The 19,472-nt window shown below is 62.2% G+C and carries 17 protein-coding genes; 14 read left to right on the plus strand and 3 right to left on the minus strand.

What is annotated here, in order from left to right:
* Nucleotides 1-31: 31 nt before the first annotated feature.
* Nucleotides 32-358 carry a hypothetical protein gene (locus VJ698_RS02825; RefSeq protein ID WP_324101141.1) on the minus strand — a complete coding sequence of 109 codons (327 nt, stop codon included), beginning with the start codon at nucleotides 356-358 and terminating at the stop codon, nucleotides 32-34.
* A 265-nt stretch (nucleotides 359-623) separates the two neighbouring features.
* On the opposite strand from VJ698_RS02825, the gene VJ698_RS02830 reads away from it, so the two are divergent.
* Nucleotides 624-1,127 (plus strand): BCAM0308 family protein, encoded by a 504-nt coding sequence (locus VJ698_RS02830; protein WP_324101142.1) that lies wholly within the window; start codon nucleotides 624-626, stop codon nucleotides 1,125-1,127.
* Between the two features lie 361 nt (nucleotides 1,128-1,488).
* Here VJ698_RS02830 and VJ698_RS02835 read toward each other — a convergent pair whose 3' ends face one another.
* On the minus strand, nucleotides 1,489-1,929 hold the full coding sequence (locus VJ698_RS02835; RefSeq protein ID WP_324101143.1) for an RT0821/Lpp0805 family surface protein: 441 nt from the start codon (nucleotides 1,927-1,929) through the stop codon (nucleotides 1,489-1,491).
* Between the two features lie 318 nt (nucleotides 1,930-2,247).
* On the opposite strand from VJ698_RS02835, the gene VJ698_RS02840 reads away from it, so the two are divergent.
* From VJ698_RS02840 to VJ698_RS02855, 4 genes are read left to right on the plus strand one after another with little or no spacing between them, the layout of a single operon-like run.
* Nucleotides 2,248-4,047 (plus strand): adenosylcobalamin-dependent ribonucleoside-diphosphate reductase, encoded by a 1,800-nt coding sequence (locus VJ698_RS02840; RefSeq protein WP_324101144.1) that lies wholly within the window; start codon nucleotides 2,248-2,250, stop codon nucleotides 4,045-4,047.
* A gap of 12 nt (nucleotides 4,048-4,059) precedes the next feature.
* On the plus strand, nucleotides 4,060-5,814 hold the full coding sequence (gene polX, locus VJ698_RS02845) for a DNA polymerase/3'-5' exonuclease PolX (RefSeq protein ID WP_324101146.1): 1,755 nt from the start codon (nucleotides 4,060-4,062) through the stop codon (nucleotides 5,812-5,814).
* Between the two features lie 21 nt (nucleotides 5,815-5,835).
* The gene (groL, locus tag VJ698_RS02850; RefSeq protein WP_324101147.1) at nucleotides 5,836-7,455 is read left to right on the plus strand and encodes a chaperonin GroEL; all 1,620 of its coding nucleotides are present in this window, start codon (nucleotides 5,836-5,838) and stop codon (nucleotides 7,453-7,455) included.
* A gap of 28 nt (nucleotides 7,456-7,483) precedes the next feature.
* Nucleotides 7,484-7,738 carry a DUF504 domain-containing protein gene (locus tag VJ698_RS02855; protein WP_324101148.1) on the plus strand — a complete coding sequence of 85 codons (255 nt, stop codon included), beginning with the start codon at nucleotides 7,484-7,486 and terminating at the stop codon, nucleotides 7,736-7,738.
* A gap of 212 nt (nucleotides 7,739-7,950) precedes the next feature.
* On the opposite strand, the gene VJ698_RS02860 is transcribed toward VJ698_RS02855, so the two are convergent.
* Nucleotides 7,951-8,790, minus strand: a complete 840-nt coding sequence (locus VJ698_RS02860; protein WP_324101149.1) for a universal stress protein — start codon at nucleotides 8,788-8,790, stop codon at nucleotides 7,951-7,953.
* Nucleotides 8,791-9,309: 519 nt separating this feature from the next.
* Here VJ698_RS02860 and VJ698_RS02865 point away from each other — a divergent pair.
* The 9 genes from VJ698_RS02865 to VJ698_RS02905 all read left to right on the plus strand — a co-directional run bounded on the left by VJ698_RS02865 (nucleotide 9,310) and on the right by VJ698_RS02905 (nucleotide 19,457).
* A complete protein-coding gene (locus VJ698_RS02865) occupies nucleotides 9,310-10,506 on the plus strand; it encodes an iron-containing alcohol dehydrogenase (RefSeq protein WP_324101150.1) in 1,197 nt (398 codons plus the stop codon).
* Nucleotides 10,507-10,573: 67 nt separating this feature from the next.
* Nucleotides 10,574-11,473: a LysR substrate-binding domain-containing protein gene (locus VJ698_RS02870; RefSeq protein WP_324101152.1), complete on the plus strand. Its 900-nt coding sequence runs from the start codon at nucleotides 10,574-10,576 to the stop codon at nucleotides 11,471-11,473.
* Nucleotides 11,474-12,006: 533 nt separating this feature from the next.
* Nucleotides 12,007-12,849, plus strand: coding sequence for an FAS1-like dehydratase domain-containing protein (locus VJ698_RS02875; protein ID WP_324101153.1), 843 nt, complete (start codon nucleotides 12,007-12,009; stop codon nucleotides 12,847-12,849).
* A gap of 14 nt (nucleotides 12,850-12,863) precedes the next feature.
* Nucleotides 12,864-14,024, plus strand: coding sequence for an acyl-CoA dehydrogenase family protein (locus VJ698_RS02880; protein ID WP_324101154.1), 1,161 nt, complete (start codon nucleotides 12,864-12,866; stop codon nucleotides 14,022-14,024).
* Nucleotides 14,025-14,212: 188 nt separating this feature from the next.
* Nucleotides 14,213-15,391, plus strand: a complete 1,179-nt coding sequence (locus VJ698_RS02885) for a CaiB/BaiF CoA-transferase family protein (RefSeq protein ID WP_324101155.1) — start codon at nucleotides 14,213-14,215, stop codon at nucleotides 15,389-15,391.
* A 31-nt stretch (nucleotides 15,392-15,422) separates the two neighbouring features.
* Nucleotides 15,423-16,778, plus strand: a complete 1,356-nt coding sequence (locus VJ698_RS02890; protein WP_324101156.1) for an MmgE/PrpD family protein — start codon at nucleotides 15,423-15,425, stop codon at nucleotides 16,776-16,778.
* 11 nt (nucleotides 16,779-16,789) lie between these two features.
* A complete protein-coding gene (locus VJ698_RS02895; protein ID WP_324101157.1) occupies nucleotides 16,790-17,611 on the plus strand; it encodes a CoA ester lyase in 822 nt (273 codons plus the stop codon).
* A 47-nt stretch (nucleotides 17,612-17,658) separates the two neighbouring features.
* Nucleotides 17,659-18,663 (plus strand): TRAP transporter substrate-binding protein, encoded by a 1,005-nt coding sequence (locus VJ698_RS02900; RefSeq protein ID WP_324101158.1) that lies wholly within the window; start codon nucleotides 17,659-17,661, stop codon nucleotides 18,661-18,663.
* Between the two features lie 83 nt (nucleotides 18,664-18,746).
* A complete protein-coding gene (locus VJ698_RS02905; protein ID WP_324101159.1) occupies nucleotides 18,747-19,457 on the plus strand; it encodes a class I SAM-dependent methyltransferase in 711 nt (236 codons plus the stop codon).
* The last annotated feature ends 15 nt before the right edge of the window (nucleotides 19,458-19,472 follow it).

Below are 19,472 nucleotides of genomic sequence, written 5' to 3' on the forward strand. Positions count from 1 at the left end.
GACGAGGGTAATCCTCAGCAAAGGCGGGCGCTTACACCATGCCCAGGATCCTGCCGATCTCGGTAATGTAAGGCGTGTCCCTGAGCACTTCACCTTCGATCCGCGCTGTGACGTCCTGCAGCGCATCGCGCACTGCATGCAGCCGTTCGCCGATCTGGTCCTCCTGTCCTGCGGGTGAAGCCAGCACATGCTTGAGCGTATCAATCTCTTCCCGCAGATCCTGCACGTGCGGCGTTTCGACCGGCGCCTTGGCGAGTTCCTGCTCGAGATCGGCGACGAGCCGGCTGATGCGTTCGAGGCTGAATTCCTGGTGCTGGGCGCTGCTGGCGCCGGATTGCGTGTTTTCCCGTGTTGTCATGGCGGCTGGCCTTCCTCTCCATCGGTATGCATGGACGCGTCATCCACGTATTGATTGTATACCCTTGAAAATGTTTGCGGTCGAGCATGCCGCGCGAAAACTGCATCGCCGGGAATTTTTTCCACCACCCACATCGGATTTGATATTTCAGCTATTCCGCGCCGCAAAAAGATATAGAGTGAAAACAGAACCGTTGCCGGAAATATGCAGCAAGCGGAAGCAGGATCGACCCGCCGCGTGCGGTGCTTGTGAAAGGAGAAATGCAATGAAATCGGGACAAACACCGGGTTCCGCGTTTCAACCCGGACGCCACTTGCAGATACTTGACGACCCTTCGCATGATCCTTACCAGGATCGCGAAAAGCTGGCGGAGCCTTCCGTCTGCGCAGATTGCGGCGCCGTGTTCCATGAAGGCCGCTGGCAATGGGCCGCCGTGCCCGCCCATGCGCACAAGGCACACTGCACTGCATGCCGGCGCATTCATGACAAGTTCCCTGCGGGTTATGTGTCGATAGAGGGGAGCTTCGCGCAGGCGCACAAGGCAGAGCTGATCAACCTCGCACGCCACCTGGAATCGCGTGAAAAGGCGGACCATCCGCTGCAACGGATCATGGCGATCGAGGAGCAGGATGGCCACATGATGATCACGACCACTGACATCCACCTTGCCCGCACAATCGGCGAAGCGCTGCATCGGGCTTACAAGGGCGAGCTGGACTACCAGTACAACAAGGAAGAGTACCTGTTGCGTGTGCGCTGGAAGCACTGACTCTATTGCGTCTTAAGTCGGCAATGAATGGTTCCCTCCCCTTTGCAGGGGGAGGGCTAGGGTGGGGGTAGAGTGGTTGACTCATCGTAGTCGAAAGCTCAACCACTCCACCCCCCGCTGGGCGCCCCCATCCCAACCTTCCCCCTTGCAGGGGAAAGGAGCCATTCATTGCCGATTTTTGACGCAGTAGAACTAGCGCGCTGTTGAAAAACTCCTGTGCGAGCCGATTTCGGGGCACTGCGGCGCTCTGCGTACTCATCGCACGCGTGCGCTCCTTGCATCCAAGCTCGGCCTGCGCGCGATGTTTTTCAGCCTTGGCATGGCAGGAATCAGCCGGCAGTCCATGGTTGCCGACCCGGTTTCACTGACTGACTGTGCGCCAGCTGCCATCCGGCTGGCGGCACGCGGTGCCGTAGATCTTTTCCTTCTTGCCACCGACTCGGCCGTCGACCGTGTACTCGCGGCAGGGTTCGCCTCGGCTCTCGTAAGTGCGCGTCGGCGTCACTGCATACTCGTTGCCGGTGTCAGGATTGCGCCAGTGTGATGTCGCGCCGGTACGCGCACTCTCCAGCGAATGCGTCATCTTGAGCCGGTCCGTGTCGTCCATGGAACGGCCGACGGCGCCGCCGACTGCTGCGCCAAGCAGTGTGCCGGCAACGGCTGCAGCGGTCCTGCCATGGCCGCCGCCCACTTGCGATCCAAGCGCACCGCCTAGCACGCCACCGAGCACCATGCCGCTTTGTTCCTGCGTCGGCGGCGCGGCGCAGCCCGCGAGCGCTGCAGTGACGACGAGGGCTGTCATACGAGGAAATCTTGCTTGCATGGGAAGGTTCTCCTGTAAGGCAAACTGTACTCAGCATACCCGCAGGCACCAAGCACAGGTGCAGGCAATGCATCGACATTGACGAGCGTTAAGAGCCATGTGCGCGGCGCGTGCGACCATGGCTGCCGAAAGGAAACAGAGGGCACAGAAACAGAAGGCACAGCACCGAAAGCGGACCGCTTCCCGTTGCCAATCCTTGAGCTAGATCACTTTGATTCCGGCCTGCGCCCTTCTAAGCTGTAATGTGCACCTGCACACAATTCCACGCGAGTCGCATCCCTCTCAGCGGAGACCATCATGCCCACCACCATGTTTTCCGAGCCAGTCGCGGAACAGGTCTGGCGCGCCAAGTACCGCCTGGTTGAAGACGGCCACAGCAGCGAGCAAGCCATCACCGACACCTGGTCGCGCCTCGCGCTGGCTTTGTCGAAACCGGAAGCCCATCATCGCGACGAATGGCGCGCGCGCTTCGAAGCCGCGCTGGCGCATTTTCGCTTCCTGCCAGGAGGACGTATCCTCGCCGGCGCAGGCTCGGGTCGGCGCACCACGCTGTTCAACTGTTTCGTGATGGGCACGCTGCAGGACTCGATCGAAGGCATTTTTTCGTCACTGGCCGAGACCATGCTCACCATGCAGGCAGGAGGCGGTGTCGGCTGCGATTTCTCCACGCTGCGCCCGGCCGGCATGCCTGCATCGGAGTCGGGCAACATCGCGTCCGGCCCGGTGTCCTTCATGCAGATCTGGGACCAGGCCGCCGCCACGCTGGTGTCCACCGGCAGTCGTCGCGGCGCGATGATGGCGACGCTGCGCTGCGACCATCCGGACATCGAACGCTTCATCGATGCCAAGCGCGACGCGCATTCCCTGCAGCATTTCAACCTGTCCGTACTGGTGACCGATGCCTTCATGCAGGCAGTGGAAAAGGACGAGCCATGGCCGCTCATGTTCCCGCTGAATGGCCGGTCCGCGCCGTCCGGGGCGATGGTCTGCGAGCGGCGCTGGTCCGGCTCGGTCGCGACGGAACCCTGCGTGGTGATGCGCACCGTGCAGGCCCGGGCGCTCTGGGAACAGATTCAGCGGGCGGCATTCGACACCGGCGATCCCGGCGTGATCTTCATCGACCGCGTTGAACGCGACAACAATCTGTTCTACGCCGAAACCATCAGCGCCACCAATCCTTGCGGCGAAGTGCCGCTGCCGCCGCATGGCGCCTGCAACCTCGGCTCGATCAATCTGACGCAGTTTGTCCATGATCCCTTCGGCGCTCATCCGAAGCTTGACTTGCAGGGCATCGCCGGCACGACCGCCGTGGCGACGCGCATGCTGGACAACGTGTACGAGGTGTCATCCTTCCCGCTCAAGTCACAGGAAAAGGCAGCGCATGCATCGCGCCGCATCGGGATCGGCATCACCGGGCTGGCCGATGCCCTGGCGATGCTGGGCCTGCGCTACGGATCTGCCGCCGCTCTCGACGTCGCCCGTACGGCGATGCAGACGATCTGCCATGCCGCTTACCGCACCTCGATCGAGCTGGCGCAGGAACGCGGTGCTTTCCCCGGCTGCCAGCCGCAGAAGTTCATTGAGGCCGGCTTCGCGCGTACACTGCCGCGCGACATCCTCGATGCGATCCGGCACAAGGGCATCCGCAACAGCCATCTCACCGCGATTGCGCCGGCAGGGTCGATCAGCCTGCTCGCAAATAACGTCTCTAGCGGCATTGAACCCATTTACGCGCTGCAATACGAGCGCAGCGTGAAATCCGCCGACGGCACCATCACCTCCGTGCCGGTGCGCGATTATGCCTGGGCGCTGTTCCGCAAGCTCAAGGGCGACAACGCACCATTGCCTGATGCCTTCGTGGAGTCGTGCGATATCGATCCTTTAGCGCAGCTGAAGATGCAGAGCGCATTGCAGGAGTTTGTTGATCAGTCGATTTCCAAGACGCTCAACCTGCCTGACGACGCTCCATTCGATATGTGCCGCAACCTGTTTGCGCAGGCCTACGTCCTGGGCCTGAAAGGCTGCACCATGTTCCGGCCGAGGCCGGAAAAGCGCGGGGTGATGTCCGCCGCGGGAGAGAAGCAGAATTGTCCCTGAGCACAGCGACTCATGAAGCACCCGGTTCTCATCCATAACGCGGATGTCGCCGCCATCTTCCAGCAGATCGCCGACCTGCTGGAAATCGAAGGCGACAATCCGTTTCGCATCCGCGCCTATCGCAACGCCGCGCGCATGTTAAGCACGCTGGCGCCGAGCGTGCAGACCATGGTGGAAGAGAGCCGTGACCTAAAGGAACTGCCGGGGATTGGCCCGGACCTCGCGGCGAAGATCATCGAAATCGTGGCGACCGGTACCTGTGCCTTGCGCGAGGAACTGCGGAACGAAATGCCGCCTGCGATCCATGAACTGCTGACCGTGCCCGGCCTCGGGCCACGGCGTGTGAAGACGCTGTACGACGAGCGCAACATCCAGACGCTGGACCAGCTTGCCAAGGCGGCGCGCGATGGCGAAATCAGCACCATTCCCGGCTTCGGCAAGCGCACCGAGCAGCGCATCCTCGAGGCAGTGCAGGCGAAGCTTTCCAAGGCGCGCCGCTTCCGCATCGACACTGCCGCGCAGATCGCGGAATCGCTGGTGCCATATCTGCGCGAAGGCGGAGACGTCAACCAGATCGAAGTCGCGGGCAGTTATCGGCGCAGGCAGGAAACCGTGGGCGATCTGGACATCGTTGCCAGTTCCGCGCGACCGGTGCGGCTGCTCGAACGCTTCGTCGCCTTCGGTGATGTGGCTAACGTACAGTCACATGGCACGACGCGTGCCAGCGTTGTGCTGCGACAGGGGATCCAGATCGATGCGCGTGCCGTGGCCGACAAGAGCTTCGGTGCGGCGCTGCATTACTTCACCGGATCGAAGGCGCACAACATCGCGGTGCGCCGGCTTGCGCAATCACGCGGTCTGAAGCTGAACGAATACGGCCTCTTCTCGAACGAGCGACGCATCGCGGGCGACACGGAAGCCTCGGTGTTCAAGGCCGTGGGCTTGCCATTCATCGAGCCCGAGCTGCGTGAAAACCGCGGCGAGATCGAGGCGGCGCAGGCAGGTCACTTGCCGACGCTGGTGCAGCTGTCCGACCTGAAGGGCGACCTGCACGCGCACACCAGGGCATCGGACGGCAGGAACAGTCTGAAGGAAATGGCGCTCGATGCGCAGCGCCGCGGCTTCGCCTATCTTGCGATCACCGACCATTCGCAGCGCCTGAAGATTGCGCACGGCCTCGACAGCACGGCCTTGTCGAAGCAGATCGACGAGATCGACCGATTGAACGATGAGCTGAACGGAATCACCCTGCTGAAGGGCATCGAGGTCGATATCAACGAGGACGGCAGCCTGGACATGCCCGACGCCGTGCTCGCGCGGCTGGACATTGTGGTCGGCGCAGTACATGGCAAGTTCGGCCTGCCGCGCGAGAAGCAGACGGAGCGCATCCTGCGTGCGATGGATCATCCCTGTTTCACCATTCTCGCGCATCCGACCGGGCGCATGATCTTCGAGCGCGATGCCTATGACGTCGACATTTTGCGCATCATCCGTCATGCGAAAGAGCGCGGCTGCTTCCTCGAACTGAACGCCCAGCCTGAGCGGCTGGACATGACCGATACCTGGTGCATGGCGGCCAGACGCGAAGGCGTGCTGGTGAGTATCGGCTCGGATGCGCACAGCACATTCGATTTCGACGATCTGCGTTTCGGCATCGGGCAGGCACGGCGCGGTTGGCTGGAGAAGAAGGATGTGCTGAATACGCGGACGCTGCGGGAGCTGAAAGCGATTCTTTCGCGCTCGCGGCTGACCGTCGCGTCGACATGAATCACCCTCAGGGAGGCAGTCATGGCGGCAAAGAGATTGTTGTTCCACGAAGAGGCGCGCGGCAGGCTGTGCACAGGGCTGAACATCCTGGCAGATGCTGTCAGGGTCACGCTCGGCCCGAAGGGAAGGACGGTCGCCATCGGCAATCAGTATGGCGCGCCGATTGTCATCAATTCCGGCGTGGTGGTCGCGCGCGAAATCAGCCTGCCCGATCCGTTCGAGAATGTCGGCGCGCAGATGGCGCGCGAAGTGGCGTCGAAGACATCGGAGATGGCGGGTGACGGCACGACAACCGCAACCGTGCTCGCGCAGGCCATGGTGCAGCAGGGCATGAAATACGTCGTTGCCGGCTTCGATCCGATGGATCTCAAGCGCGGCATCGATGCGGCGGTGGAGGCCGTGGTCGCGCGCCTGAAGGAGAATTCGCGGACGATCGCGTCCAGTCAGGAAACGGTGCATGTCGGCACGATTTCCGCGAATGGCGATGCCTCCATCGGCGAGATGATCGGGCAGGCGATGGAGCGCGTCGGCCGCGACGGTGCGATCAAGGCGGAGGAAGGGCGCGGCATGAAGAACGAACTGGAAATCGTCGAAGGCTTGCAGTTCGATCGCGGCTTCCTGTCGCCGTACTTCATCAACGAAGAGGAAAAGACGCGCGTCGTGCTGGACGATGTGCTGGTGCTGTTGTACGAGAAGCAGATTTCCTCCATCAACACCCTGCTGCCGGCGCTGGAGCATGTGGTCAAGGCCGGGCATCCCTTGCTGCTGATCACCGAGGACGTCAGCGGCGATGCACTGGCCACGCTGGTCGTCAATGCGTTGCGCGGCGCGCTGAAGGTGTGCGCCGTCAAGTCGCCCGGTTTCGGCGACAACCGCAAGGCGCAGCTGGAAGATATCGCCATCGTCACCGGGGCCAAGGTGATTTCGGAAGAGGCCGGTCTTTCACTGGAGAAGATTTCTGCGCAGGATTTCGGCCACGCGCGGCGCGTCGAAGTGGATCGTGAGAACACGACATTGATCGGTGGCGGCGGCGACCCGGAACGGATACGCCAGCGCATCGCGCAGATCCGGCAGGAAACCGAACGTGCCCCGAGCAGCTTTGAACGCAACCGCCTGGAAGAACGCGCGGCGAAGCTGGCCGGCGGCGTGGCGCTGATCAAGATCGGCGCGTCGACGGAAACCGAGATGAAGGAAAAGCGATCCCGTGTGGAAGATGCGCTGCACGCGACGCGCGCTGCGGTGGAGGAGGGGGTCGCGGCGGGCGGCGGCGTTGCCCTGCTGCGCACCCGTCCTGCACTGGATGAACTCAGGCTCGCCAACCTCGCGCAGCAGTCCGGCGTGAAGATCGTGCATCGCGCGCTGGAAGAGCCTTTGCGGCAGATCCTGCGAAACGCGGGCAAGGATCCGGACGTGATCGTCGATGAAGTCGCCAGGGGTGACGGGAACTTCGGCTACAATGCCGCGACCGAAGAATATGGCGACATGATCGCCATGGGCGTCATCGACCCGACCAAGGTGACGCGCCTCGGCCTGCAGAACGCCGCATCGATTGCCGGCCTGATCCTCACTACGGATTGCGTCGTCGTGGAAATGCCCGGCCAGGCGGAACGCGGTGACGAAATGGCGGGTATGGGAATGTGATGCAGGATGTGATGCAGATTGAATCGCGATGATCCCGATCCAGGACCTGCTCCATCGCATCCAGTGGGACCCGGTATTCGGCAAGGCAGATTTCCTGATCGGCTACCATGACCGTGTAGCCGACCAGATCATCCGCGTGCCCTTCCGCAGCATTCAACTCGCGCGCGGCGAACACTTCTCGTTCGATATCATTGATGAGGAAGGCACTCCTCGCATGGTGCCCTTCCATCGCGTGCGCGAAGTCTGGCGCAACGGCGAACTGATCTGGGAGCGACGACTGTGAGCGTGTCCACGAAAGAGACGGAAATTTCTGTGCTTCTTTCGTGCTTTTCGTGTTTTTCGTGGACTGCCGGGTCTTGACGTCCTGTGTACATCTGCGGATCTGAAAAGCGATTGTCCACGGAAAACACTCGGCGTGCCCCACGAAAAGCACGAAAGGATCGGAAAATTTCGTGAGATCTTTCCGTGCCTTCCGTGTTTTCCGTGGACAAAAAATCAATGCCCCATGAACACCGGCACCGTCATTGACCGCAGCATGGTGCGGGTGACCCCGCCGAGCATGACTTCGCGGAAGCGCGAATGGCCGTAGCAGCCCATGACGATCATGTCCGAGCCGAGGTCGGCGGCGAGTGAGAGCAGGGCTTCGCCGACATCGATGTCCGTGGTTTCCTGTGTGACTTCCACCTTGATGCCGTGGCGTGCGAGGAACAGCGCGATGTCGGCGCCGGGCTGTTCGCCGTGTGCGTCGGGCAGGTCGTTCGGGTAGAACACGGCGACGTGCACAATCTTCGCGCGGCGCAGGATCGGGATCGCGCTGTGGACGGCGCGTGTCGATTCAGCGCTCGCATTCCACGCGATCAGGACGGTGTCGCCGGTCTGCATGCGCTCGGCTGCGTAGGGAACCATCAGCACCGGGCAGCCGCAGTTCATGGCGACGTATTCGGGGAAGTTCCCATACAGCATGGGTGACGGTTCATCCGGATCGGTCTGGCCGATCACTGCGAGATCCGCGTAGCGGCCCTGCACGCTGATGCCGCCGAGCGGTTCGTCGTCAACCAGGCGACGCTCGAAGGAGGCGACGCCTGCCGCGTTGGCCAGCGCTTCGAAGCGGTCGAGGGTCTGGTTGGCGCGGTCCTGCGCAATCTTCAGGTATTTGTCGAAATAGGGATCGACCTGGCCGAAGGCCATGGATTCATACACGATCTTCGAGACGCCGGTGACGGCCGCGCCGATCAGGTGCGCGCCTTCGGCCATCGCCAGCTTCGCCGCGATGCCGACCCGGGTGTCGAGATGACTGGAACCGTCCACATGGACCAGGATGGTTTTGTAGGGCATGTTGTCCTCCCGCGTGATGAGAGCGGCGGCGCGTGGCGTCCGGCCGCAGTTTCCGGTTGCCATATCAAGCTAAGCCGTATCCGGCGCATTTGCAATAAGCTGGGCGACGGTGCGGGCGCCAAGATGGACGGAACTTATCGCACATCAAGTGCCCGTGTGAAACTCACGGCCTCTGGCAGTAATGCCGTTCAGTCGAGCGAGCATTTAGAAGGGATGTCGGCCCGCGCAGGCGGGGAACCGTAAGGAATCAGATCCGGAAGCTCAGCATGGATCCCTGCCTTCGCGGGGACGACGCAACAAAGGAAAACGTTGAGTGAACGGCATTTCGGCCCCAGGCAGGCGTTTCCGATTGCTGTGACCAGAAGAAGCACGTCCTCTCTTTTTGCCAGCTTATCGAAGATGCTGCCGGGCATGCCATCCGCCACGATTTCTGCAAATGCTGTCACGCATGCAAAGGTTCAGCGCGAGCAATTCGCGTTATAGTGCAAGGCAATCCACCTCTCCACAGCACGCACAACAATGATTGCCATTCCCCCCTTTTCCGTAGCACGCCTGCCCGAGATCCGCTTTGGCGCCGGGCGACTGAAGGAGCTCGCCGAGGTCACGGCGCAATACGGCCGCAAGGCGCTGCTGGTGACGGGCGGGCGTTCATTCGTGTCCACGTTGCATTGGCAGGAAGTGCAGGCTGCGTTGCAGGCGAAAGGCATTGCCTGGGAATGCCTGCAGGTGACGCAGGAACCATCGCCCGACCTGGTGGATCAGGCTGTCGCGAAGTTTCTCCGGTCCGGGATAGAGGTGGTGATCGGCATCGGTGGCGGCAGCGTGCTGGATGCGGCCAAGGCGATCGCCGGCCTGTTACCCGCCGGGCATTCGGTGATGAATTACCTCGAAGGCGTCGGCCATGGGCTGGCGTATGAAGGGCCGGCGCTGCCTTTCATCGCGGTGCCGACCACCGCCGGCACCGGCAGTGAAGCGACGAAGAATGCAGTGCTCAGCCTGCAGGGCGATACCGGGTTCAAGAAATCCTTCCGGCATGACGTGCTGGTGCCGCGCGTGGCCATTGTCGATCCGGAACTGCTCGTGTCCTGTCCGAAGGATCTGATCGCGGCCAATGGCATGGATGCGTTCACGCAGTTGCTGGAATCGTATGTCTCGAGCAATGCCAGCCCGTTCACTGATGCGCTTGCCCGCTCCGGGCTGGAAGCGTTTCGTGACGGATTCTGGAAGGCATGGGATGGCGACCCTGCGCACCGCATGGAGGGCCTCTCCTCGGTGGCCTATGCGGCGCTGCTCTCCGGAATCACGCTGGCGCAGGCGGGGCTCGGCTCGGTGCACGGGCTCGCATCCCCGCTCGGCGCCTTCTTTCCCATTCCGCACGGCGTGGTCTGCGGCACGCTCGTCGCGCAGGCGACAGAGGTGAATATCCGCGCATTGCGCGAGCGTGATCCGCACGCGCGGACATTGAAGAAATATGCCGAGGTCGGTCGTCTCCTGAGCGGCATGCAGCACAGCGACGACATAGCGGCCGCCGACACGCTGGTGCGCATGCTGCATGCTTGGACGGAGCGGCTGCAGCTGCCACGGCTGAGCGCATTCGGCATGGGCGCGGAGCATGTCGACAAGGTCGTCGAGAATTGCCGCGGCGGCAGCATGCGCACCAATCCGATTGTGCTTACCTACGAAGAACTGGCGCAGCTGCTGCTTGCCCGGCTCTGAATGTCCGGCTGAGAAACAGCGCCTGTGCCACAATGAAACCTTCAGACCACGCTTTCCGCCAGTTTCCATGGCCATGCATTTCGACCTGACCGACCTGCGCCTGTTCGCCAACATCGCGGAGGAGAACAGCCTCACGCGCGGCGCCGAGCGCTCACACATGTCGCTGCCCGCAGCCAGCACCCGCATCAAGAATCTGGAAGACAGCGTCGGTGCCAAGCTGCTCATCCGTACCAGCCAAGGCGTCACGCTCACGCCGCCGGGGCAGGCCTTCCTGCACCACGCGCGCCTTGTGCTGCAGCAGCTGGAATACCTGCGCAGCGAGCTGCAGGAATATGCGCGGGGCATGAAAGGGCATGTGCGGGTGTTTGCAAATACGACCGCGATCACGGAATTTCTGCCGGCGATCCTGCCGGCCTTCCTCGCTGCCCATCCGGATGTCAGCGTCGACCTGCGCGAGCGGCTCAGCCATGACATCGTGCGTGCCGTGAGCGAAGGCAAGACCGACATCGGCATCGTCGCAGGCAACGTGCGCACCGAAGGGCTGGAGGTCCTGCCGTATCGCGAAGATCGGCTCGTGCTGGTTGCTGCGCCGGCACACCCGCTGGCACGCCAGGACATGACCAGCTTCGAGGCCACGCTGGAATACGACCACGTCGGCCTGCATGAGGCCAGCGCGATCCATACCTTCATGAACCGTGCGGCGAGCGAATTGAGCATGACGGTGAAGACGCGCATTCGTGTCGGCAATTTCGAAGCGGTCTGTCGCATGGTGGAAGCCAATGTCGGGATCGGCATGCTGCCGGAGTCCGCGGCGCGGAGGCATGCGAAGAACATGGCGATCAGGATCGTGCGGCTGAGTGATGAGTGGGCATTGCGGAAGCTGCAGATTTGCGTGCGGAGCATGCAGTTGTTGCCGCATTTTGCGCGGGAGTTGGTGGAGATGCTGGTGGAGGATAGCGCGGGGTGAGAGGGCTGTGGCGGGAATCCGGTGTGAGCTTGCTGTTTCTCTCTCCGTTGATTCAACGCCTCTTCCTCTTCGTGGGGACTCGCCGGGGGCGGCCCGGCAGCCGCTCACTTTCTTTGCTTCGCCAAAGAAAGTAAGCAAAGAAAGGCGACCGCACCTCGCCGCCCCTTCGGGGTTCCCGAAAAATCGGATGCCGAAGCGGGAAGCGAAACAAACTCGCCTTCGGCTCAGACAGGTTTCGCTTCTTTATCCGCTTCGGCGTCCGATTTTTCGGCGGCTCACAGCGGAAAAACTAACAGCAACAGCCTCTATGCGCTGACATTGCTTCCTCTCCGTGTTGCTTGCTTTGCGCTTTGACAATCTTCGGCCCTGTTCTTGCCCGGGGTTAATCTGCGCGGAAGTCCGCCTTCCAGATTTTCAAATTGTGCCTCCGCGGCTCTTCCTTCACACTTGACCTGTTGTTCTGCCAACCCTGATTCCGGGGCGTGGCCTTTGCCGTCGCGCCCGTTTCCACCATCTTCAGCATTCGATACCATATGGACATGCCTTATTTGCGCGAATGGCTCGGGCGCACTGAGACGTACGAGGACGAGGTCACGCGCACTCCCATTGCCTCCTTGTCGGCGACACTCGACCGGCCCGACGCACCGCCGCACAAGGGCGATATCCTGCCGCCGCTGTGGCATTGGTTGTATTTCCTGCCGGTGCATCGCCAGTCCGAACTCGGGCCGGACGGGCATGCGGCGCGGGGCGGCTTCTTGCCCCCGGTGCCGCTGCCGCGCCGCATGTGGGCCGGCGGGCGCCTGCAGTTCCATCACCCGCTGCGCGTGGGCGAGGCGATCACGCGCGAATCGCGCATCGTCGACGTCAGTTACAAGGAAGGTCGCACAGGGCCGCTGGTGTTCGTGCTGGTGCGGCATGAAATCAGCAATGCGGAGGGCGTCGCGCTGACCGAGGAACACGACATCGTTTACCGCGACAATCCGAAGCCGGACGATCCGGCGCCGAAGCCAGTGACCGCGCGCGGCGACCATGACTGGCTGCGCGAGATTCGGCCGGACGATGTGCTGCTGTTCCGCTATTCCGCGCTGACCTTCAACGGCCATCGCATCCACTATGACCGCCGCTATGTCACCGGCGTGGAAGGCTATCCCGGCCTCGTCGTGCATGGCCCGCTGATCGCGACCCTGCTGCTGGACCTGTTGCGCCGGAACCTGCCGGATGCCGTGGTCGCGAATTTTTCCTTCCGCGCGATCAAGCCGCTGTTCGATATTGCGCCGTTCTTCGTGTGCGGCAAGGTAGAAGGCAAGACGGTGACGCTGTGGGCGAAGGACGAAAGCGGGGCGCTGACCATGGATGCGAGTGCGACGCTCGCTTGATAAAAGAAGACTCAATGTTGCAATCCACCGACCAATACCACGACGTGCGCGACGCGATACGCGACTTGTGCGCGCAGTTCCCGGCTGAATATTTCCGCAAGATCGACGAAGCGCGCGGTTATCCCGAAGAATTCGTCAACGCGCTGACCAAGGCGGGCTGGCTGGCCGCGCTGATTCCGCAGGAATACGGCGGATCCGGCCTCGGCCTGACCGAGGCATCGGTCATCATGGAAGAGATCAACCGCGCGGGCGGCAACTCCGGCGCCTGTCACGGCCAGATGTACAACATGGGCACGCTGCTGCGCCACGGCTCGGAAGAGCAGAAGCGCACCTATTTGCCGAAGATCGCCAGCGGCGAACTTCGCCTGCAGTCGATGGCCGTCACCGAGCCGACCACTGGCACCGACACCACGAAGATCAAGACGGTCGCAGTGAAGAAGGGCGACCGTTATGTGGTCAACGGCCAGAAGGTATGGATCTCGCGCGTGCAGCACTCCGACCTGATGATCCTGCTGGCACGCACCACGCCGCTGTCGGATGTGAAGAAGAAATCGGAAGGCATGTCGATCTTCATCGTCGATTTGCATGAAGCGATCGGCAAGGGCATGTCGGTGCAGCCCATCCTCAATATGGTGAACCACGAGACCAACGAGTTGTTCTTCGAGAACCTCGAAATCCCGGCGGAGAACCTGATCGGCGAGGAAGGCAAGGGCTTCAAGTACATCCTCGACGGCCTCAACGCCGAGCGCACGCTGATCGCTGCCGAATGCATCGGCGACGGCTACTGGTTCATCGACAAGGTCACGAAATACGTGAACGAACGCATGGTGTTCGGCCGGCCGATCGGACAGAACCAGGGCGTGCAGTTCCCGATCGCGAAAGCGTATGTGAACGTGGAAGCGGCCAGTCTGATGCGCTACAAGGCGTGCCAGCTGTTCGATGCGCACAAGGCCTGCGGCGCCGAGGCGAACATGGCGAAGATGCTGGCCGCCGACGCGTCGTGGGAAGCGGCCAACGCCTGCCTGCAGTTCCATGGTGGCTTCGGTTTCGCCTGCGAATACGACGTTGAGCGCAAGTTCCGTGAAACGCGTTTGTACCAGGTGGCGCCGATCTCGACCAACCTGATTTTGTCGTACGTCGCGGAACACGTGCTTGGATTGCCGCGATCGTTTTAGCGCAAGTTCGGCGGGAACTTTTTTGTTCCCTCCCCCTTGCGGGGGGGAGGGCTAGGGTGGGGGTAGAGTGTTTGAACTCTTAAATACGAGTGCGGCACCACACCGCCCCTTCGCGGGCCGCCCCATCCCAACCTTCCCCTGCAAGGGGAAGGAGCAACTTAGATGAAATTGGAATACGAGGAGAAAAAATGCGTCCTCTCGACGGCATCACCGTCATCACACTGGAACACGCGATCGCCGCGCCGTTCTGCACGCGCCAGCTGGCCGACCTCGGCGCCCGCGTGATCAAGGTCGAGCGTCCCGGCGTGGGCGACTTCGCGCGCGCCTACGATAGTCGCGTGCACGGTCTTGCCTCGCACTTCGTCTGGACCAACCGTTCGAAGGAAAGCCTGACGCTCGACGTCAAGCACGAAGAAGCCGACCGCATCCTGCACAAGCTGCTGGCCGGCGCCGACGTGCTGGTGCAGAACCTCGCGCCCGGCGCCGCGGAACGCCTCGGCCTGGGCTACGAAGCCTTGCAGGAAAAATATCCGCGCCTGATCGTGTGCGACATTTCCGGGTACGGCAACGACGGCCCGTACCGCGACAAGAAAGCCTACGACCTGCTGATCCAGAGCGAATCCGGCTTTCTCTCGATCACCGGCACAGGCGACGAGCCGGCCAAGGCTGGCTGCTCGATTGCGGACATCGCGGCCGGCATGTATGCCTACACCAATGTCCTTGCCGCCCTGATCCAGCGCGGCAAGACCGGACGCGGCAGCCACATCGATGTCTCCATGCTGGAAGGCATGGCGGAGTGGATGAGCTATCCGCTGTACTACGCCTTCGACGGCGCGCCCCCGCCGCCACGCGCAGGCGCTGCGCACGCCACCATCTATCCGTATGGCCCGTTTCCTGGGGGAGACGGCAAGACCGTGATGCTCGGTCTTCAGAACGAACGCGAGTGGCTGCTGTTCTGCGAAAAGGTATTGCAGCAGCCGGCGCTGGCGACTGATCCGCGCTTCTTCAACAATGCTGCCCGCAGCGCGGCGCGCGCCGAACTGCGCGCACTCATCGTCGAGGTGTTCTCGAAGCTGACAGCGGAACAAGTGATCGAACGGCTGGATGCGGCGCAAATTGCGAATGCGCACATGAACGACATGCATGATCTGTGGCAGCACCCGCAATTGAAAGCGCGCGAGCGCTGGGTGGACGTGGATACGCCCGCAGGCAAGATACCGGCGCTGCTGCCGCCCGGAGTGCCCGAGACCTACGAACCGCGCATGGATCCGGTCCCGGCGCTTGGCCAGCACACCGACGCGATCCTGGCCGAACTCGGCTATGACGTTGCCGCCATCGCGGCATTGCGCGAAGAGAAGGCGATCTGAACACACTGCACATCACTCCGAAAGACAACGCATGAGCAACTCCCCCAGCAAGACACTCGCCGCGTTCGCCGCCGGCCTGCGCTTTGAAGATATTCCCGCATCCGTTGTGCGCCGCACGGAAGACCTGTTCCTCGACTGGTTCGGCTCCGCGCTCGCCGGCAAGGGCGCCCGCCCGGTGGAAACCATCGAGCGCTTTGCCCTGCAGATGGCGTCGAGCAACGGCGAATCCGAAGTGCTGATCTCGCGCCGGCGCACCACGCCGATGTTCGCGGCCATGGTCAATGCCGCCGCATCGCATTTCGTCGAACAGGACGATGTGCACAACGGCTCCGTGTTTCATCCGGCAACCGTCGTGTTCCCGCCGGTGCTCGCGGTCGCGCAGGCACTCGGCTGCTCCGGTCGCGAACTGCTCACCGCATCAGTGGCAGGCTACGAAGTCGGCATTCGCGTCGGCGAATTCCTCGGCCGCTCGCATTACCGCATCTTCCACACCACCGGCACGGCAGGCACGGTAGCGGCAGCTGCCGCCGTCGGCCGCCTGCTGCAGCTCACACCCGATCAAATGCTCGATGCGATCGGTTCCGCCGGCACACAAGCGGCCGGCCTGTGGGAATTCCTGCGCGACGCCGCCGATTCCAAGCAACTGCACACGGCGCACGCCTCCACTTCCGGCCTGATGGCCGCCTATCTTGCCAAGGACGGTTTCACAGGCGCGAAGCATATCCTCGAAGGCAAGCAGGGCATGGCCGTCGGCATGTCGAGCGATGCGGACCCCGCGCGCCTGACCGACCGTCTCGGCCAACGCTGGGCGCTGGCAGAAACATCCTTCAAGTTCCATGCTTCCTGCCGCCACACGCATCCCGTCGCCGACGCGCTGCTGCAAGTGGTGCAGGAGCACAACTTGGCGCCGCAACAGATCGGACGCGTCACCACGCACGTGCATCAGGGCGCGATCGACGTGCTCGGCCCGGTGGTGAATCCGCAAACCGTGCACCAGGCCAAGTTCTCGATGGGTACCGTGCTCGGCCTGATCGCGCATTTCCAGCGCGCCGGCCTGAAGGAATTCGAGGAGTCGTACAACGATGCGCGCATCGCGGAATTCCGAGGCAAGGTGCAGATGGAACTCGACAGCGAAGTCGACACCGCCTATCCGGCACGCTGGATCGGCAAGGTGACGGTAGAGACGACTGATGGCCGCACGCTGCACGGCCGCGTGGACGAACCGAAAGGCGATCCCGGCAACACCTTGAGCCGCGAAGAGCTGGAGCAGAAGGCCTTGCGCCTGGCGGAATTCAGCCATGCCGCCTCTGCGGAAGAGATGCGCGCTGCGTTTGCACTCATCTGGAATGTTGAGCAGGGCGGCAAGATTGGCCGCTTCTTCGCCTGATGGAGGTCCGCATGAAAAATACCGTTGCGCGCACTTATCTGTTCGTTCCCGGCGATCGTCCGGAACGTTTCGCCAAGGCATGCGCTGCCGGTGCGCATGCGGTGATCATCGACCTGGAAGACGCGGTTCCGCCCGCCGCCAAGCAGGCTGCGCGCGCGGCGGCTGCGGGCTGGGTGTCGCCCGACCATCCGGTCTTCGTGCGCGTCAACGGCGCGGGCAGCGAATGGTTCACCGATGACCTCGCCTTATGCGGACTGCCCGGCGTTGCAGGCATCGTTCTTCCCAAGGCGGAAAGCCCGGCCGATGTGGCCCGCATCAAGGCAGCGGGCGCGACGCTGGTGCTGCCGCTGATCGAAACCGCGCAAGGCGTGTGGAACGCGCATGCGCTGGCAACGACGTCCGGCGTGCAGCGCCTGATGTTCGGTTCGATCGATTTCCAGCTTGATGCCGGCTTCGATGGCGACGTGGATGAACTGCTGTATGTGCGTTCGCAACTGGTGCTGGTGTCGCGCGTGGCCGGGATCCAGTCGCCGGTGGACGGTGTCACGACCGCGATCGATGATCCGGAGCAGTTGCGCGCCGATACGCAGCGCGCGCGCCGGCTCGGTTTCGGCGGCAAGCTGTGCATTCATCCAAAACAGGTGGAGCCGGTGAACCGCTACTTCATGCCGGGCGACGAAGACATCGCGTGGGCACGTCGCGTGCTGCAGGCAGCGGAAGCAGCGCAGGGCGCTGCAGTCGCACTGGATGGAAAGATGGTTGATCTCCCGGTGATACGGAAAGCAGAAGAAATCATGAGTGAAGCAGAGCGAGCAGAGAAAGCAGGGAATTAGGAACCGTCCTTATGGCGGCATTTATTTCAATAACGAAGGAGACAGACATGCAGAAAACACGTTTCACACTGGTTGCCCTGGCCGCATTCGCGTTGGCCGGCAGTGCCATGGCGCAGGCGCCGATCGTGATCAAGTTCAGCCACGTCGTGGCCAACGACACGCCGAAGGGCAAGGGCGCGGAGCGCTTCAAGGAACTCGCCGAGAAGCTGACCAACGGCCGCGTCAAGGTCGAGGTGTATCCGAACAGTACGTTGTACAAGGACAAGGAAGAGATGGAGGCGCTGCAGCTCGGCGCGGTGCAGATGCTGGCTCCCTCTGTTTCGAAATTCGGCCCGCTGGGCGCGAAGGAATTCGAGGTGTTCGACTTGCCGTACATCTTCCCGAGCAAGGCGGTGCTGTATCGCGTAACCGAAGGCCCGATCGGCAAGCAGCTGTTCAAGAAGCTGGAACCGAAGGGCATCACCGGCCTGGCATACTGGGATAACGGCTTCAAGGTGATGACCGCTAATCGCCCGATGCGTACGCCCGCCGATTTCAAGGGACTGAAGATGCGCATCCAGTCCTCGAAGGTGCTCGACGCCCAGATGCGCACGCTCGGCGCGAATCCGCAGATGCTTGCTTTCTCGGAGGTCTACCAGGCGATGCAGACCGGCGTGGTCGATGGTGGCGAGAACACGCCGTCCAACGTCTACACCCAGAAGATGCATGAAGTGCAAAAGCACCTTACGGTGTCGGACCATGGCTACATCGGCTACGCCGTGATCGTGAACAAGAAGTTCTGGGACGGCTTGCCGCCGGACATCCGCGGCCAGCTGGAGGAGGCGATGCGCGGTGCGACCAAGTATGCCAACTCGATTTCCCAACTCGACAACGACGCGGCGCTGGAAGCCATCAAGAAGTCCGGCAAGACCACGGTCTACACCTTGTCGGAAAAGGAAAAGGCGGACTGGCGCAAGGCGCTGCTGCCGGTACAGAAGGAAATGGAAGGCCGCATCGGCAAGGACCTGATCCAGGCCGTCAACAAGGAGTCGGCGGCGTTGGGCTACAAGTGATATAAAGCTGGAATAACGTTGGACGTGGCGCACATGGCACGCAGGTCCTGCGTGCCATTTCCATTTGATAATGAGAGGAAAAGATGCAACTGGCTCCGGATCGTATCGAGCTCGCACTCGATGAAATGCAACTGGTCAACGAGACGGTGCCGCAGGGCGCGTGCGTGCTCGAACTCGGCTGCGGCAAGGCGGACAAGACGCGCCAGATCGCGCAGGGCGGCAAGGCAAGTTCCATCCTCGCGCTGGAGGTAGACCAGATCCAGCATGAAAAGAACCTGCGTATCACCGACCTTCCCAACGTCCGTTTCGCGCTCGGCGGCGCCGAGGAAATCCCGGCCGAGGATGCGAGCTTCGACATCGTCATGATGTTCAAGTCGCTGCACCACGTGCCCGTGGAGAAGATGGACCTTGCGTTGCAGGAAATTCGCCGCGTGCTCAAGCCCGGCGGACTGGCTTATCTGTCGGAGCCGATCTTCGCTGGCGAGTACAACGACATCCTGCGCCTGTTCCACAACGAGGAAGCGGTGCGCCAGGCAGCTTTCGAAGCCATCAAGCGGTCGGTGGATTCGGGACAGCTGAACCTTGTACGAGAAGTGTTTTTCAACGCCACAGTGCGCTACCAGGACTTCGCCCAGTTCGATCGCGCCGTACTGAAGGTGACGCACACCAGCCATGTGCTGTCGCCCGAATTGTATGAAGAAGTGCGCACAAAATTCGAGCAGCACATGACACCCGAGGGCGCCGTGTTCAAGGTGCCGATGCGTGTTGACCTGTTACGCAAGGATGCGACATAAGTTGAGTCAAGAATT

Source organism: Noviherbaspirillum sp. (assembly GCF_035254685.1).
Classification (GTDB): Bacteria; Pseudomonadota; Gammaproteobacteria; order Burkholderiales; family Burkholderiaceae_D; genus Noviherbaspirillum.